This is a genomic window from Gordonia sp. 'Campus', from assembly GCF_022206305.1.
Lineage (GTDB): Bacteria > Actinomycetota > Actinomycetes > Mycobacteriales > Mycobacteriaceae > Gordonia.
This window is the reverse complement of the sequence record NZ_JAKOIW010000003.1, coordinates 309,316-324,664: the sequence shown is the minus strand read 5'-3', so window position 1 is coordinate 324,664 and position 15,349 is coordinate 309,316. Positions and strand designations below refer to the sequence as shown.

Annotated in this window: 14 protein-coding genes; 3 read left to right on the top strand and 11 right to left on the bottom strand. The window is 69.2% G+C overall.

Going from position 1 to position 15,349, the window contains the following annotated elements; genetic code table 11:
• Window positions 1-50: 50 nt before the first annotated feature.
• The 7 genes from MAY35_RS05190 to MAY35_RS05160 all read right to left on the bottom strand — a co-directional run bounded on the left by MAY35_RS05190 (window position 51) and on the right by MAY35_RS05160 (window position 10,366).
• The gene (locus MAY35_RS05190; RefSeq protein WP_238419744.1) at window positions 51-536 is read right to left on the bottom strand and encodes a PPOX class F420-dependent oxidoreductase; all 486 of its coding nucleotides are present in this window, start codon (window positions 534-536) and stop codon (window positions 51-53) included.
• 46 nt (window positions 537-582) lie between these two features.
• The gene (locus MAY35_RS05185) at window positions 583-1,782 is read right to left on the bottom strand and encodes a serine hydrolase (protein ID WP_238419743.1); all 1,200 of its coding nucleotides are present in this window, start codon (window positions 1,780-1,782) and stop codon (window positions 583-585) included.
• 73 nt (window positions 1,783-1,855) lie between these two features.
• Window positions 1,856-3,217 (bottom strand): polysaccharide pyruvyl transferase family protein, encoded by a 1,362-nt coding sequence (locus tag MAY35_RS05180; protein WP_374237921.1) that lies wholly within the window; start codon window positions 3,215-3,217, stop codon window positions 1,856-1,858.
• 69 nt (window positions 3,218-3,286) lie between these two features.
• On the bottom strand, window positions 3,287-4,915 hold the full coding sequence (locus tag MAY35_RS05175; RefSeq protein WP_238419742.1) for an FAD-dependent monooxygenase: 1,629 nt from the start codon (window positions 4,913-4,915) through the stop codon (window positions 3,287-3,289).
• A 126-nt stretch (window positions 4,916-5,041) separates the two neighbouring features.
• Window positions 5,042-5,452 (bottom strand): hypothetical protein, encoded by a 411-nt coding sequence (locus tag MAY35_RS05170; protein ID WP_238419814.1) that lies wholly within the window; start codon window positions 5,450-5,452, stop codon window positions 5,042-5,044.
• 68 nt (window positions 5,453-5,520) lie between these two features.
• Window positions 5,521-6,948 (bottom strand): FAD-binding oxidoreductase, encoded by a 1,428-nt coding sequence (locus tag MAY35_RS05165; protein ID WP_238419741.1) that lies wholly within the window; start codon window positions 6,946-6,948, stop codon window positions 5,521-5,523.
• Window positions 6,949-7,153: 205 nt separating this feature from the next.
• Entirely contained in the window at window positions 7,154-10,366 is a 3,213-nt protein-coding gene (locus MAY35_RS05160; RefSeq protein ID WP_238419740.1) for a BTAD domain-containing putative transcriptional regulator, read from the bottom strand.
• Window positions 10,367-10,497: 131 nt separating this feature from the next.
• On the opposite strand from MAY35_RS05160, the gene MAY35_RS05155 reads away from it, so the two are divergent.
• Both MAY35_RS05155 and MAY35_RS05150 read left to right on the top strand, forming a co-directional pair.
• A complete protein-coding gene (locus MAY35_RS05155; RefSeq protein WP_238419738.1) occupies window positions 10,498-10,869 on the top strand; it encodes a VOC family protein in 372 nt (123 codons plus the stop codon).
• 13 nt (window positions 10,870-10,882) lie between these two features.
• Complete coding sequence (locus MAY35_RS05150; RefSeq protein ID WP_238419737.1) at window positions 10,883-11,446, top strand: mismatch-specific DNA-glycosylase; 564 nt, start codon at window positions 10,883-10,885, stop codon at window positions 11,444-11,446.
• A 7-nt stretch (window positions 11,447-11,453) separates the two neighbouring features.
• Here MAY35_RS05150 and MAY35_RS05145 read toward each other — a convergent pair whose 3' ends face one another.
• From MAY35_RS05145 to MAY35_RS05130, 4 genes are read right to left on the bottom strand one after another with little or no spacing between them, the layout of a single operon-like run.
• The gene (locus MAY35_RS05145; RefSeq protein WP_238419736.1) at window positions 11,454-11,750 is read right to left on the bottom strand and encodes a DUF503 domain-containing protein; all 297 of its coding nucleotides are present in this window, start codon (window positions 11,748-11,750) and stop codon (window positions 11,454-11,456) included.
• Window positions 11,750-12,580, bottom strand: coding sequence for a polyphosphate kinase 2 (gene ppk2, locus MAY35_RS05140; protein WP_238419735.1), 831 nt, complete (start codon window positions 12,578-12,580; stop codon window positions 11,750-11,752). The genes MAY35_RS05145 and ppk2 overlap by 1 nt, the downstream gene beginning before the upstream one ends.
• A gap of 9 nt (window positions 12,581-12,589) precedes the next feature.
• Window positions 12,590-13,573 carry a malate dehydrogenase gene (locus tag MAY35_RS05135; RefSeq protein WP_238419734.1) on the bottom strand — a complete coding sequence of 328 codons (984 nt, stop codon included), beginning with the start codon at window positions 13,571-13,573 and terminating at the stop codon, window positions 12,590-12,592.
• Complete coding sequence (locus MAY35_RS05130) at window positions 13,570-13,986, bottom strand: META domain-containing protein (RefSeq protein ID WP_238419813.1); 417 nt, start codon at window positions 13,984-13,986, stop codon at window positions 13,570-13,572. Before MAY35_RS05130 ends, MAY35_RS05135 begins: the two co-directional genes overlap by 4 nt.
• A 146-nt stretch (window positions 13,987-14,132) precedes the next feature.
• On the opposite strand from MAY35_RS05130, the gene MAY35_RS05125 reads away from it, so the two are divergent.
• Entirely contained in the window at window positions 14,133-15,335 is a 1,203-nt protein-coding gene (locus MAY35_RS05125; RefSeq protein WP_238419733.1) for a hypothetical protein, read from the top strand.
• The last annotated feature ends 14 nt before the right edge of the window (window positions 15,336-15,349 follow it).

Sequence of the window (15,349 nt, the reverse complement as noted above, 5' to 3'; positions counted from 1 at the left end):
CGTCAACCGTGGCGTCGGTCAACTGCTGCGTGCGTCAACTGCAGTGCCCGTCAGTCGTTGTGCGCGTCGAGTCGGGCCGCCACGTCGGCCGGGAAGCCGCCGGTGGCGACGGGCCCCCAGCGTGTGGGGGTGATACGGATGAGCGACTTGCCCTGCGTACGCATCGCCGCGCGGTACTCGTCCCAGTCCGGGTGCTCGCCGGAGATGCTGCGGAAGTAGTCGACGAGTGCGTCTTCGGCCTCGGGCATGTCGAGGACCTCCGCGTCCCCGTCGACCTGAACCCATGCGCCGTTGAACTCGTCCGACAACACCATCACGCTCGCCACCGGGGTGGACCGCAGGTTGGCCGCTTTTGCACGGCCGGGGTACGTGGAGATGACGATGCGACCTTCGTCGTCGACCCCGCCGGTGACCGGCGACATCTGCGGGCTGCCATCGGATCGTGTGGTGCTCAGGATCATCTGATGGCGCGGGCGGATGAAGTCGAGCAGTCCGGCGCGATCGACGGTGTCGGCTTTCGCAACTGTTCTGGCCATGCCGCCGACCTTACGCCGCAGCACGTCGGTCGCGGAGTGGCTGTGGTCAGTTCGGCAGCGCCGCGATCAACCCGGCCTGCACGGCATACACCGGCGCGGTGGGCTTCCCGTCGACTGTGACGTTGTCGTCGGTGTTCACCACGATGATGATGGTGGTGTCCGACGAATAGTTGTGGAACAGCGATGTGTTGAAGCCCGGGAAGTCTCCGTCGTGCCCCCACCAGCCGTCGCGGTTGCCGATCCCGATGCCGTAGCCGGCGGTCGGAGTGTTCGGCGGCGGCGAGGTGAGGATCGAGTCGCGCCGCAGCTGTTGGGTCGACGCATCGAGGATGCCGCGGCCGGTGAACAGTGCCTCGCCCCAGGTCTGCAGGTCGTCGATGGTGGAGATGACCGCGCCCGCGGTCGATCCGAACGACGGATTCCACCGGGTCGAATTGACGGTCTGTCCGGATGGTTGACCCTGGTCGGTCAGGCCGTCGACGTGTGGGTCGGGGATCTCGACGGAATCGCCGGGCCACGACGACTCGTCCATGCCCAGCCGGGTGAAGATCCGGTCGGCGAACACGTCACCGATGGGCTTGGCGAGCACCTTCTCGATGACCAGGCCCAACAGGACGTAGTTGGTGTTCGAGTACTGCCATCCCTGCCCCGGTGCGAAATCGGGCGGCAGCGACTTCGCGGTGTCCACGAGTTCGGTTGGCGTCCACACCGATTCGGGGTCGGCGAAGAACCGCTTGTCGAACGCCTCGGATGCGGTGTAGGACGGGATGCCGCTGGTCATGTCGGCGACCTGGCGCAACGTGGCGGTGCCGTTCGGGGCGTCGGGAACGTACTTGCTGATGGGATCGTCGAGGGAGACCCGGCCTTCCTGGACGAGTTGCAACAGGAGCGTCGCGGTCATCGTCTTGGTGAGCGACCCGATCCGGGTGTGATCGGCAGGCTCGATCGGTTCGTCACCGCCCGCTGCCCGTACGCCCGAGGTCCCCGTCCATGTTCCGGCCGGTGAGATGACCCGGGCGATCACGCCCGGGAACCCGCCCGAGGCGCGGGTGTCGTCGAGAACCTTCTGGAAAGCCGCTGCACTGTCGGCGAGGACCGACACCGACGTCGTCGCCGGGGTCGTCGACCCGGAGGAGGCCTCGGACGCCGTCTCCGAGGGCGAGCAACCCGCGAGACCGAGGACGGCCGTCACACCGAGTATCGAGATGCGGACAACGGCGGAACGCACGGGCGGTCGCGGCTTCATCCCGCCATTTTGTCCCACTCCGTCCGATCGTGGGCGGATTGGCGGAAAGGGGACGCCAACTCGGCGGCCGCGCTCAGATCCGGTGTGCCAGCACGCGTGACACCGGGTAGATGTCGTTCGCGGTGGCGAGCTTGGCCTCGACGGCCCGGGCGCGGTGTGCGGCGTCGAAGCCGCGGCCGGTGGGACGGTCCGGGATGGTCGTACCAGAATCGACGACGGTCCAGTCGGATCCGGCGTCGGTCAGAGATCTGTGCTTGGTCGAGTAATACACCGGCATCGAGACGATCGCGACACCGGGATCGCCGGCGGCGGCGGCGACGAGGTGCGGGTGGAATCTGGTGCTGATCCAGGTCTGCCGGTGCCCGGCGGGCAGACCGTCCCGCCACACGTCGTGGAAGGGGAGGACCGTCGCACCGTCGAGTCGCGCACCGAGCCGGTAGGCGACCTCGTAGTCGTGGCCGGGGATGCCCTCGACGACGGTGACGGCGGACCCGGGTACCTCCCAGGCATCGAGCGTCGACCGCACGAAGTCGGTGAGTGCCGCGACGCCGGTCCCGCGTGGACCGGTGAACGACTCGGTCAGGTCCGATTGCAGACACAGGATGACGCCCTCGGACCCGGGGGTCCCGATCTGTCCGCCGGGTTCGTCACGTCGGTAGAGCTGCGGTTCCGGGCGGTGCAGGGCGAGCCAGGCGTCGTCGCCGGAGTGACGGGCGTCCACGATGCCGTCGAGTGCGTCCCTCGAGGCCGCGTCACGGACGTCGACGATGTCGAACCCGGCAAATGCGCCGCACAGTGCGGTCCAGGACTCTCCCCGAAGGGTCGGAACGAGCCCCTGGCCGGTCGACACGAGTCGCGCGCCCGAGCGTCCGGCAACCGCGGCCGCGGCGACGAACAGGGAGACATGGTGCGGCCACACCGTGTTCAGATATCCGCCGCCCAGCAGATGGATGGTGGTCGCGGCGTTGAGGAGGTCGACACCGGCCGCCAGGCGCGGAGCCTCTCCCGGATCGAGCGCGGCACGCGTCACCCATTCCCACGGCGCGGCGGCCTCGCTCTCGCCGGCATGGTTGGTCAGCTGCCACAGGGTGTCGACGACGATCATGTCCGGGTGCGCCTCCCGCAGCAGGACCGCGGCGGACCCGGGGCTGTGACAGTCGAGGACGACGGTGGCGTTCGGGCGAACCCGCGCCAGATGGCGCAGCCACGTTCGCGCGATCAGTTCGTCGCCGTAGTTCGGATGACCCGCGGGGGCGACGAGGTAGATCAATTCACCGGTACCCAGCGCGCGACCGATGCCTGAATCGACGACGCGTGATCGCAGCGACGAACCCGCCCGGTCGGCCAGGTCGCCCGCGACACCCCACAGAGAACGGTCGGCGCGGGCACGACCGTCCCCGGCACGACTGCTCCCGGCTCGCCCCCAGATGGTCACGGTGTCCAAGGTTACGGACCACGACGGAGCTCCCGCGTGGGCGCAGTGCCGTGGCCCTGTCGGTGCCCCCTACCGGAACGTCGACGCCAAGAAAGCGAGAGCGGGCTCGTGTTCGGTGACGGGTCCGCGATATCCGAGATACCCGTCGGGTCGGACGACGAAGGCCGTTGACCCGTCCGGCATGTATCCGGCGGCGAAACGGCCGTCGGTGTCGCGCAGCAGCGGCAGCTCGGTGCTGCCGACCTGAGCCGTCGGCGCCGCGACCACATGGACACCGACATGTCCGTGCGATCGGGCGGTGATCTCCCGGGCGAACGACTCCAGTGTCGCGACGTCTTCGGCGCCCGCGGAGGCGTCCGCGTAGAGGACCAGCGAGTGTTCACCCGCACCGAGCAGCGTGAACAGACGCACCGGATTGTTGACCGACTCACGGCTGAGGCCGGTGGCATCCGGTGCCCGCTCGCCGGCCCGTGGCGCAGCGGGTCGGTCCGGGATCGTCGAGCCCGCGACGATCGGGCTGTCGGCATAGGAGATCAGCAGCTGCGCCTCGCGTCGCATGACGAATTCCATGTCGGTGGAATCGGTGCCGATGCCTTCACGCGCGTCGCGGACCGTTCGGCCGACGACCTCCTCGCCCACGGGCCGGCGCTCGAGGTCGTAGGAGTCCAGCAGTGTCGGCGAGGCATCGCCGGCAACCGCCAGCGCCAGCTTCCAGGCCAGGTTGTGTGCGTCCTGCACCCCGGTGTTCATTCCCTGCGCGCCGGTCGGCGGGTGGATGTGGGCGGCGTCACCCGCGACGAAGACCCGTCCCCGACCGTAGGAGTCGACGATTCGATGACTGATCCGGAACACCGAGGACCAGCGCATGTCGGAGACGGTGGCGGGTTCGGGCGCCAACCGGTCGACGACGGCCTGGATGTGGGACAGTTCCGGCGCCCGGTCCCCCTCGAACCCGTGGGCGACACCGTCGCCACCCGACTTCGGCGCGATGCGCAATTCCTCAGGGACCAGCATCGACATCCGGTAGCGACCGCGCCCGGGAAGAGGTATGCACACCAGGAGATCGTCCGAGGTGCCGTCCGCCGACTGGTGCATCGACCGGATCGCATAACCGCGCGGCATCGACCAGTCCACCGCGACGTCGCCCAGCATGTACTGCTCGTCGAAGGCAGCGCCCTCGAAGCTCAGGCCGAGGCCTTTGCGCACGATGCTGTGTGCTCCGTCGGCCCCGATCAGATAACCGGCGCGAACCGTCGCGTCTCCGGCATCGCCGGTGAGCGTCACGGCGACCCCGTCGGCATCCTGCTCGAACGCCGAGACCGCCACCCCGCGGTCGACGACCGTGCCGAGGTCGGCGAGTCGTTCACGCAGGATGCGTTCGGTCGCGTACTGGGGAAGGAGGTGAAAACGGTAGGGCACGTCGGCCGGCGTCATCAGGTCGACGCGCGAGACCTGGTTCCCGTTGACGTAGACGAGTTGTCCGCGCATCTCCATCCCGGCGTCGAGGACCTGCTCGAGCACGCCCATGCCCTCGAACAACTCGAGCGTCCGTGGTTGGATGCCAACGGCTTTCGCATACTGCGGTGGCTCGAGAAGCGGATCGACGATGCGGACACCGACCCCGCGGCGTCGTAGCTCGATGGCCGCGGTCAGTCCGATGGGCCCGGCGCCTGCGATCAGGACGTCGACGTCGTTCATGAGATCCTCCCGTGTCGGCCGACGCCGACTGTGGGAAGAATTATTCGGGTTGCGAGCGAATGCGCGGCGGCAATCGGGAAACTCGGGCACGAAAATCGGGCGCCGGAACGGGCCGAACGCTCGCGGTCACCGCGGGACGGCTGACGGACCCACCGTCTGTGCGCCGAGTTCCCGCACCCGCGTGCGCAGTTCGCGGTCGGCCGTGACCACGACGCAGACGTGTCCGGGAGGTGAACCGGCGACGACATCCACGATCGCGTCGTCCCCTGATGCGGGGGCGTCGACGACCCGGACGGATGTGCCCGGAGCGATCCCGCGAGCCCGGCCCTCCACCACGAGGATCACGTCCAGTGGCCCCGGCAGACCGTCGAGCCCGGTGTCGGCGACCGATTCGAGCCTGTCCCGCAATCGTTCTGCCGCCGCCCGGCGATCCCGCCACCACCCGTCGGGGACCGACCCGACGACATTCGCGCCGTCGACGACGAGCATCGTCGACGGTCGGACACCGGCCGGTCCGGACGAGGCGTCGGAGGTCATGCCGACCATGAGCCCACATCGGGCCCCGCCGATGCAAGCGGTGGTTGTCACGCATCCAGGGGTTCGAGTCAGATGTCCCCGTGGCAGAAGCGATCGGCCGGATCGAGGGCATTCTTGATCTCCGTGAGCCGGCGGCGGTGCTCGGCGCTGACGGCGTCGGCAGCGCGTCCGGCCCGCTCGGTGCCGGAGGTGAAGTTCAGATACGCCGCACCGGTCACGTATGGCGCCAGTTCGGTGCGCGTGACCCGCAATGTGGACTCGACCGCCAGCGCGACCTGGGGGTCGCCGACGACCGCGACGAGTCCGAGCAGGAATCGCCCGGACCGCGCGCGATCGTTGACCGCGTACCGCGCCCCCCTGGCGATCGCACCGCCGGCATGGCGGATCTCGCCGGACACGATCAGCGGGGCTGTGGCCGCGGGCGGGCGGACTCGTCGGGCGATGATGTCCACGGCCGCGTCCGGGAGATCGTCGAACCACTCGGTGGTCACCATGACCGGCGTCGGTTCGGTCGGGTGCATGCTGATGGCGTCGACGGCCGCGAACGGCATGACATCCCAGGCGTCGACGACCGGCCTCCGCCAGCGACGCCACTCGTCGACGACGGCGCGGCCGGTGTCGACGTCACCGCACCAGCAGCCCCGCAGCACCGCGACACTCCGTCCGCGCAACGGCTCCGGAACGTCATCGGTGGGCGGGAGGTTGAGCACGGCCACTGCCGAGGTCAGCTGTTCGGACTGGGCGGGGGCCCAGTCGCGGAATCGGCGGATGATCTCCTCGGCGTCGGTGGCGGGGTAGAAGAGGTTGCCCGCGTAGACGGTCGAGACGTCGGCGAGGTCGATCTCCATCGACGTCACCACCCCGAGGCTGCCCGCGCCACCGCCCCTCAGCGCCCAGAAGACGTCGGGAAAGCTGGCGTCGGTGACGCGGATCGGCGTTCCGTCCGGTGTCACCAGATCGAAACTCCGTACGGTATCCGCACACAAGCCGTGACGTCGTCCCAGCCAGCCGAACCCGCCGCCGAGCGTGTACCCGACCGCGCCGACGGCACTCGACGACCCCATCAGCGGTGCGAGTCCGTACGGGACTGCGGCGTCGAGGACCATCTGCCAGGTGGCGCCCGCACCGATCCGGACTCTCCGGGTCACCGGGTCCACGATGACCGACGTGAGCCGGGAGGTGTTGATCAACAAGCCGCCGTCGGCGGGCCGACCGGTTCCGTGGCCGGTCGCCTGGACGGCGATGCGCAGGTCCTCGTCGGCGGCGAAGCGGACCGCTTCCACGACGTCGAAGTGGTTGTCGGGTAGGGCGATGACCGCGGGGCGGTGGCAGCCGAGCCGGTTGAACCCCGACCGCGCCTCGAGGTAGCCCGGATCGCCGGGTCCGAGCACGTCGCCGGCGATGCGGTCGCGTAGCTGCGCGAGCACCGACGTGCGGGTGCGCACGACCAGTCGTTCGGTGTTCTCGGGGGGCGAGGCGGCGGGTCGTATGGTCATCGGCGGGTCCTCGAGTGCGGGCCGGGGTCGTCCGGCGGGAGTGGTCAACTCTCCGGCAGCGCCGGATACCCGACCACGATCTCGGGGATCCCTTGGCGCCGACTTGAGGCGGACTTGATCCGGCCGTCGAGCAGTCGTCGCACGGGCGCAGTCGTCGCACGGGCGCAGTCATTGCACGGGCGCAGTCATTGCACGGGTCAGGGGGTCACCGCGGCGGTGCGAGACCCCACGTGCGTCCGAGCTCGTCGATCCGTGTCACTAGAGCCCAGGCCTCCTGGGCGATCGCGGTGTCACGGGCGTTCTGCAGCGTCGTGCCGACCTGTGCTGCCGGGCGTCCGTTGGCGTATTCGTAGCGGGCACGCACCAGAGCGAGATGCGCGGCGGCATAGCGTTCGCCGGTGCGTTCGGCGAAGTCGGCGGCCCGATCGAGCAGCACCGCGGCGTCGGTGAGCTTGCCGGCGACGACCAGCGTCTCGGCGTGCAGGCCGAGCCAGAATCCCTCGCCGGTGCGCGGGTGGTCCGCCATGTCGTGGTGGTCGGCCCCGAGCTGATCGATTCTGGTGAGGGCGTCGTCGACGTCGCCGGTCATTGCCCGTGCCCACCAGTACATCCGCTCGCCCCCGCGCCGGAGGTAGGCGAGTGCGCCAGGGCTCCCCGCGGTGATCGCCCGGCCGGCGTCGAGAACCCAGTCCGCGTCACCCAGCATGGACGCCGCGCCGACCGCGAAGATCGCCATCCCCAATTGCGACCGAGGGTCCGGGCGCGCGTCGGCCATCGATGCGAACAGTGCGCGTCCGGCGTCGGCGCCGAGGTGGATGGTGGCGGCCCACGCGCGGAATCCGCGGGCCATCGCGAGCTGGTCGTCCCGGAGGCCTTCGAGATCGGTTCCGACGGGCGCGTAGGTGTCCAGGATCCGGTGTGCCGCCCCGAAGTTGCCCCGCGTGAACTCGTCGATACCGGCGACCTGCATGCCGAGGTGGACGACCACGGGATCGTCGGAATCCTCGGCGCGGCGGCGTAGATCCTGTGCGAGTCGATGTCCGGTGTGCGCGTCGGCGATCTGGATGTGGGCGGCGCAGCGTGCGTAGTCCAGAGTCGCGAGAAGCCGCGTGTCGCCCAGGGCCGAGGCCAGGGTTCGGGCGCGCTCCTGGAGCTCGGGGTCGGCGGCGAAGTACCCGTGTGCGGCGACGTCTCCCGCGAGCCGGGTGGTGATCGCCACCAATTCGGTCTGCTGATCGCCGGTGTTGCGCGCAAGCGTCGCCGCGTCACCCAGATGGCGTTGCGCACCGTCGAAATCGTAGGTGCGCAACGCGATGTCACCCGCGGTGAGCAGAGCTGTCATGGTGCGGTCGCGGTCGGCCAGCGGACCCGCCGACCACAGGTGCCGGGCGACGCGGGTGACCGCGTGTGGCGACGAGTTCCCGGCGAGTGCGTCCGCGATCGCCAGGTGCAGGCGGCGGGCGCGCATCGCGGCGACGCCACCGGCGATGGCCTCGCGGATGATGTCGTGACTGAACCCGAAGCCGAACGGGTCATCGGGCCCCAGACGGATGACCCCGGCGGTACCGGCGGGCTCGAGCAGGTCGAGCGCCTCGTCGACCGGGCGTCCGGCGGCGCTCGCGAGCAGGACCAGGTCCACACGCGTCCCGATCAGCGACGCGAGCTCGAGGAGTTCGGTGGTCTCCGGGCGCAAACCGACGAGGCGCTGCCGGACCACGTCCCGGACGCCGGACGGGACGGCACTGCCCGCGATCGAGCCGCGATCGGCGAGGATGCGCGCCAGTTCGCGGACGAAGAACGCGTTGCCCCCGGTGCGTCGTTCGATCGACGACACGGTCGACACCTCGGGCCATTGCTGCGTCTCGCGACGGATCAGCTCCGAGATGTCGTCGCCCGTGAGGGGGCCGACGTGGATACGACGGTGTTCCGGGAGGCGGGCCAGTGTCGCGAGCGTCGAGGCGACGACCGGCCGCGACGACGGCGAGCGCAGCGACGCGAAGAACGTCACCCCCGGTGTGCGTCGGGAGGCCATGTGCGCGAACAACTCCAGCGAGGCCCCGTCCGCCCACTGGAGGTCGTCCAGCACGATAATCAGTTTCGACGTCGCCGCCACTCCGTCGAGCAGATCGGCCGCCTGGTCGTAGAACTGGAATCGGGCGGCCGCGTCGGGCATCTGCCGGGGCGGCGGGATCACGTTGACGCCCTCTGTCACCATTCGTCCCAGCGAACTGTCGAGCAGACGTTCTCGGTCGTCGGGGTCGAGCCGGGGGAGAACCGCGCCGAGGATCTGCACCCACGGCCACATCGAGGGGGCCGCCGGATCGTCGACGCAGCGTCCCCACAGCACGCGCAACTCGGCGGCACCGGCCGCTCGGCGGCCGGCCTCGTCGAGAAGTGCGGTCTTGCCCGCCCCGGGTTCGCCCTCGACCACGACCACACCACCGTGCCCCGCCATCGAGGCGAGCACCGCACGATGCAGCACGGACAACTCGTCGGTCCGGCCGACCAGCGTCGGCGCCTCATCGAACTCGAACCCAGACGACACCGGCGCCGACGACTGTGCCGTCGCCGGTCCCGTCGAGGTGACCGACACCGGCGTGGGCGCCGCTCCCGATCTGTCGACGGTGATGCTCGCGGACCGCGCGGGGGCGTCGAGGTGGGGTGCGTGGTCGAGGATGTCGCCTTCGAGGGTCCGCAGTCGTGGTCCGGGATCGACGCCGATCTCGTCGGCGAGGATGCGGCGTGCGTTGGCGATGGCGCCAAGGGCATCCGACTGACGACCGAGGCGGTACAGCGCGGTGGCGAGCAGCACCCACAGTCCCTCGTCGAGCGGCGAGCGTTCCACCGCGCTGTCCAGCTCGGTCACCAGCAGGTGATGGTCGCCCGCTGCCATGCGTGCCTCGAATGACATCTCCCGGGCGGCCTGCAACATCCGGTCCAGGTGGTCGGCGGCCTCGTCGCGGAACGGCAGGCCTTCGAACTCGGGCAACAGCGGCCGGTAGGTGTCGAGCACCTGCTGGAGCAGCGGGGCGGCAGCGGCCGTGTCATCGTGCTGCATCAGGGTTCGTGCGCTCGCCAGAGAGGCCGTCAACCGCCGGAGGTCGACCTGCTCCGGGGTCGTGGGCAGGCTGTATCCGGTTCCATGGGTGAGCAGCACCGTGGACGGGCTCCGGGGTCGGCGGCTCGGCTCGAGTGCCTTGCGCAACCCCGAGATGTAGGACTGCAGGGAGACCTCGGCACGTTCGGGCGGCGAGTCTCCCCAGATGCCCTCGATCAGCGCGTCGGCGCGCAGCGGCGTGCCCTCGGCGAGGATCAGCTGCGCGAGTATCGCCCGTTGCTTGCGCGTGCCGAGTTCGACGGCATCGGAACCGATCTGAGCGCCGAGACCGCCCAAGACCGAGTACGAGAGTCCGAGCATCGACGTGAGTGTAAGTGGTGGCCGCACCTGGTGGGCGCCTTGTGGGGCAACGCGGCACAGCGGTGGGCCGACTCGTCTGCGGCGAGATGTCGTCCGCCGGTGGGTTGATGCCCGCCGGTAGGTTGATGCCCATGACACTCGCGCTGGGAAAGATCACCGTGGACACTCGTGAACCGATGCCGTTGGCCACCTGGTGGGCCGAGCAGCTCGGCGGGCGCATCGTCGAGGAGAACGGCGGGTTCTTCGTGGAAGTGGCGTTCGCCGAAGGTGCGCCGCGCATGGCGTTCCAGCGGGTCGACGATCCGACGCCCGCCAAGAACCGCATACATCTCGATCTCACGAGCGAGGATCTCGATTCGGAGGTCGCACGCCTGCTCAACGCCGGGGCCACCAAGATCGCCGACCGCGAGATGCCCGGGTTCGCCTGGGTGACGCTTGCCGACCCGGACGGCAACGAGTTCTGCGTGGCGCAACGGCCCGGCGCCTCGATCTCCGACTCCTGATCCGGCGGCACCGATGGGATTCACGAGAGCAGAGCTGCTCGGTTACGCCGACCGGACGGTCGACGACCTGGTCGGAGACGACTGCCGGTTGTTGTTCGTCGGCATCAATCCCGGCCTGTGGACTGCCGCGACGGGCGCACATTTCGCCCGCCCCGGCAATCGCTTCTATCCCGCCCTCGCTCGTGCCGGGATCGTCGATCACGTGATCGACGCGTCCGCCGGGATGTCGGACGCGGACCGTGCGACCCTGCTCGGCCGGGGTGTCGGGATCACCAACGTCGTACCCCGCGCCACCGCCACCGCCGCCGAACTCAGCGACGACGAACTACGTGAGGGTGGCCGCCGCCTGCTCGAGCGCGTCCGCGCGATCCGTCCGCGGGTGGTCGCCGTGGCCGGAATCACCGCCTACCGCAGCGCTTTCGGACGACGCGACGCGGTTCCGGGACGCCAGGACGAGACCTGGGACGGCGCAGATCTGTGGGTTGTCCCCAACCCGAGCGGTCTCAACGCCCACGAGACCGTCGACTCGCTCGCCGAGGCCTACCGCCGGGCAGCCGTCGCCGCCGGCGTGGTCTGAGACACGGTCAGAAGTCGTCGCCGCTGAGCACGCGGCGCCGGACCGACAGGAGTTCGACCTCCGGGTGACCCGCCGCAGATCGCTCGGCCTGGTCGAGTACGTCCACGACATGGCCGCGGTCGGCCGCGACGACACTCACGCCGATGACCGCTCGCCGGTGCACATCCAGATGCCCGACCTCGGCCGCCGAGATGGCGAACCGTTTCCGGAGATCGGCGACGATGGGCCGCACCACAGAGCGTTTCTGTTTCAACGAGTGGACGTCACCGAGGAGATAGTCGAACTCGCAGAACCCGATCCACATCAGTGGTCGGTGCGGATCAGCGTCGCCACGTGGTCGGGAACGTACTTGGACAGGGAACGAGGCGGCCGGTGATAGTTCCCGGACTCGATCGGATGCTTCGGCAGGGACACCTTCGGTCGCGGGACCTCCTCGTAGTCGAGTGTCGAGAGCAGGTGAGAGATCATGTTGAGCCGCGCGTGCTTCTTGACGTCGGATTCGACGACGAACCACGGACTCAGCGCCGTGTCGGTGTGGACCATCATCTCGTCTTTGGCGCGAGAGTAGTCTTCCCACCGGTAGACCGACTCGAGGTCCATGGGGCTCAACTTCCATTGCCGCACGGGGTCGTTCATCCGTGAGCGGAACCGCTTGAGCTGCTCGTCGTCGGACACCGAGAACCAGTACTTGCGCAACAGGATTCCGTCGTCGATCAGCATCTGCTCGAAGATCGGCGTCTGCCGGAGAAAACGCGAATGTTCTTCGGGCGTACAGAAACCCATGACCTTCTCGACGCCCGCGCGGTTGTACCAGGAACGGTCGAACAGCACGATCTCACCCGGCGCGGGCAGGTGGGCGACGTATCGCTGGTAGTACCACTGCCCGCGTTCGCGATCGGTCGGGGCGGGGAGTGCGGCGACGCGTGCGACGCGTGGGCTCAGGTATTCGGTGATTCGTTTGATGGTGCCGCCCTTGCCCGCGGCGTCGCGCCCCTCGAAGATCACCACGACCCGTGCGCCGCTCGCGCGGACCCATTCCTGGAGTTTGACGAGCTCGGTCTGCAGCCGGAACATCTCGGCCTCGTAGACCTTGTTCCCGATCCGCGCCTGCTTCTGCTTGTCCTTCTTCGACATAGGCAGAGATTACGGCTTGTCGACGGCGTCCCGCTCGGATTGCAGTTCGACGACCGACGCGTCGATCCGGGAGCGCGAGAACTCGTTGATCTCGAGACCGTCGACGATCTGCCACCGACCGTCGACGGAACGAACCGGGAACGAACACACCAGGCCTTCGGGCACGCCGTAGACACCCGGCGACGGCAGGGCTGCCGACGTCCAATCGTCGGCCGGGGTGCCGAGGACCCAGTCGTGGACGTGATCGATCGTGGCGTTGGCCGCCGACGCCGCCGACGATGATCCGCGGGCCTCGATGATCGCGGTTCCGCGGCGGGCGACCGTCGGGATGAAGTCGTCGACGAGCCAGTCCCGGTCCGCGGCGATGTCGGCGCCGCGGCGATCACCCACACGTGCGTGGAAGATGTCGGGGTACTGCGTCGCCGAATGATTACCCCAGATGGTCACCCGACTGATCTCGTCGACGTCCGCCCCGGTGCGGCGAGCGAGCTGCGCGATAGCGCGGTTGTGGTCCAGGCGGGTGAGGGCCGTGAACCGCTCGGCGGGCACCTCGGGTGCGTGAGCCGCGGCGACCGCGGCGTTCGTGTTGGCGGGGTTTCCCACGACGATCACCCGGATGTCGTCGGCCGCAACGTCGTTGATGACCGCGCCCTGGGCGGCGAAGATGTCGGAGTTGGCGGCGAGGAGGTCCGCGCGCTCCATGCCCTTGGTGCGCGGACGCGCGCCGATGAGCAGACCGAAGCTCGCACCGTCGAAGGCCTTGCGGGGGTCGTCGAGCACATCGACCGACTTCAGCAGCGGGAACGCCCCGTCGTCGAGTTCCATGGCAGTGCCCTCCGCTCCCGCCAGGGCCTGCGGGAGTTCGAGGAGGCGTAGCGCGATGGGCTGCTCGTGGCCGAGCATCGCACCCGCGGCGATGCGGAACACGCTCGCGTACCCGATGCTTCCGGCGGCGCCGGTCACGGTCACGACGGCGGGCGCGCGGCGACTCATGCCGGACGCTCCGTCAGCAGGACCTGACTGCCCGGGCCGACGAGGACCAGGGCGTGCCCGACGGAGTACCAGGTGAGCGGTTCGCGGGTGAACTCGGTGATCCACGCGTCGGCCTGGGACCGGGGGCCGGGGCACGCCATCATCGTCGAGGCCAGTGAGCCCAGCCGCAGAAGAGAGTTGTCGACGCGCAGATCACCGATGTGCCGGTTGCATCCTGCGGTCAGAGAGATGCGGTTGGCGGCCGGAAAACTGACCTCGAGGGGGCCGCCGCCGGGGATCTGTTCGCCGGTCACCGCGGTGGAGGCGTAGGTCTTGCCGACGAAACCAGGCACACCGGGAGCGGCCGATGCCTGGCCGGCGGCCACGGCGGTGGGGCCGAGAGCGACGATCACCGCGCTGAGCAGCAGGGCCATGCGTAAGCTGATGCGGTGTTTGCGGCCTTGATGACGCGTTGGCACCGGTCGACACCGGTGCGCCGGGAGACGGGATTCGTCAGAGCTCACGGTCACGACGGTAGCCGACCGGACGGGGATATGGATATGACGAATGGGGGCGCCTCATGGTCCCGGTGACCTGTCGTACGGAGTATCTCTCCGGGCGTCACCATCGCTCTGCCACCTCCGCATGGGTGTTGATGCTCGCCGGGATGGTCTCACTCGTAGGGCTCAACATCGCCGGGGTCGGTGGCCTCGTCACCTCGGCCGTGGTCGCCGCGGCACTGGCCGCATCACTGCTGAGCGCCGCATACGGACGCCTCGGTGACCGTGGCGCGGTGTTGCTCACAGTGGACGACGACACCGTCTACTTCGGGAACGAGGACCGCACCCTCCAGGCGTACCCGCTGACCTCGCTGGTCACCGTCGCGGTCGGCGGGCCGTCGGATTCGACGTCGCACATGGCCGGCGGACGAGCCCAGCACCTCACCGTCGCCGGGCAGAAGTATCTGAAGCTCACGTTCGCGACCCAGAACGGCAAACCCGTTGACGCGGAATCTGTTTCGGCGTCCGACAAGTCTGAGGCCGAGACGGAGTTCTGGCGGGTCGCGGTCGTCGAAGGCGATCCGGCCGTGGCCGAGATTCTCACGCGGCTCCGCCGACACGCTCCGGAACGTGTGACGACCAAGAAGAAGGCGTCCACATCCGCCACGTCGAGGCCGCGTGCCGAGACATCGGCTCCTGACGCCGAGCCGGTGGACCTGACCAGGCCGCCGTCGATGGGACCGCGCATCGTCGACGCAGGCTCCGACGAGGCCGCCGAACGTCTGTGGGAAGAGGCGGCGCGCAGGCACGACGAGATCCTCGGCGCCTACGGCACCTACGAACTCGATCCCGCGATGCTCCTCCGGTACCCGGCTGTCACCGACGTGACGGTCGAGCAGACGCAGACGTTTCACCTCGCGCTCGACGAGGCAACCGCGCTGCGCACCGACGAGTACCCGAGGAACCGGTCGCGGGCCGACGCCTACCAACAGTCCGTGGCCGCACTCCGACGGGCCTGGATCGCGTGCGAGAAACACGGCCGTCGCGTGGGCGCGACCTATCTGGAGCAAGGCGATCAGGACGATCTCGATCGCGCGCTCAAGCTCTACAACCACGCAGCCGCCAGCAGCACGCCCGCCGAACAGGCCACCTACTACGGCCGGGTACGCGACATCGTCAGCACGATGACCGACCGCGGCGTGCTGCACCCGCCCGAGGCGGCGGTCGCCGAGTTGCAGGCCGTCACACGCCGGGCGCTGGAAGCGGGCACGCCCAAGGCGTGAGAGTGTCGGACGAC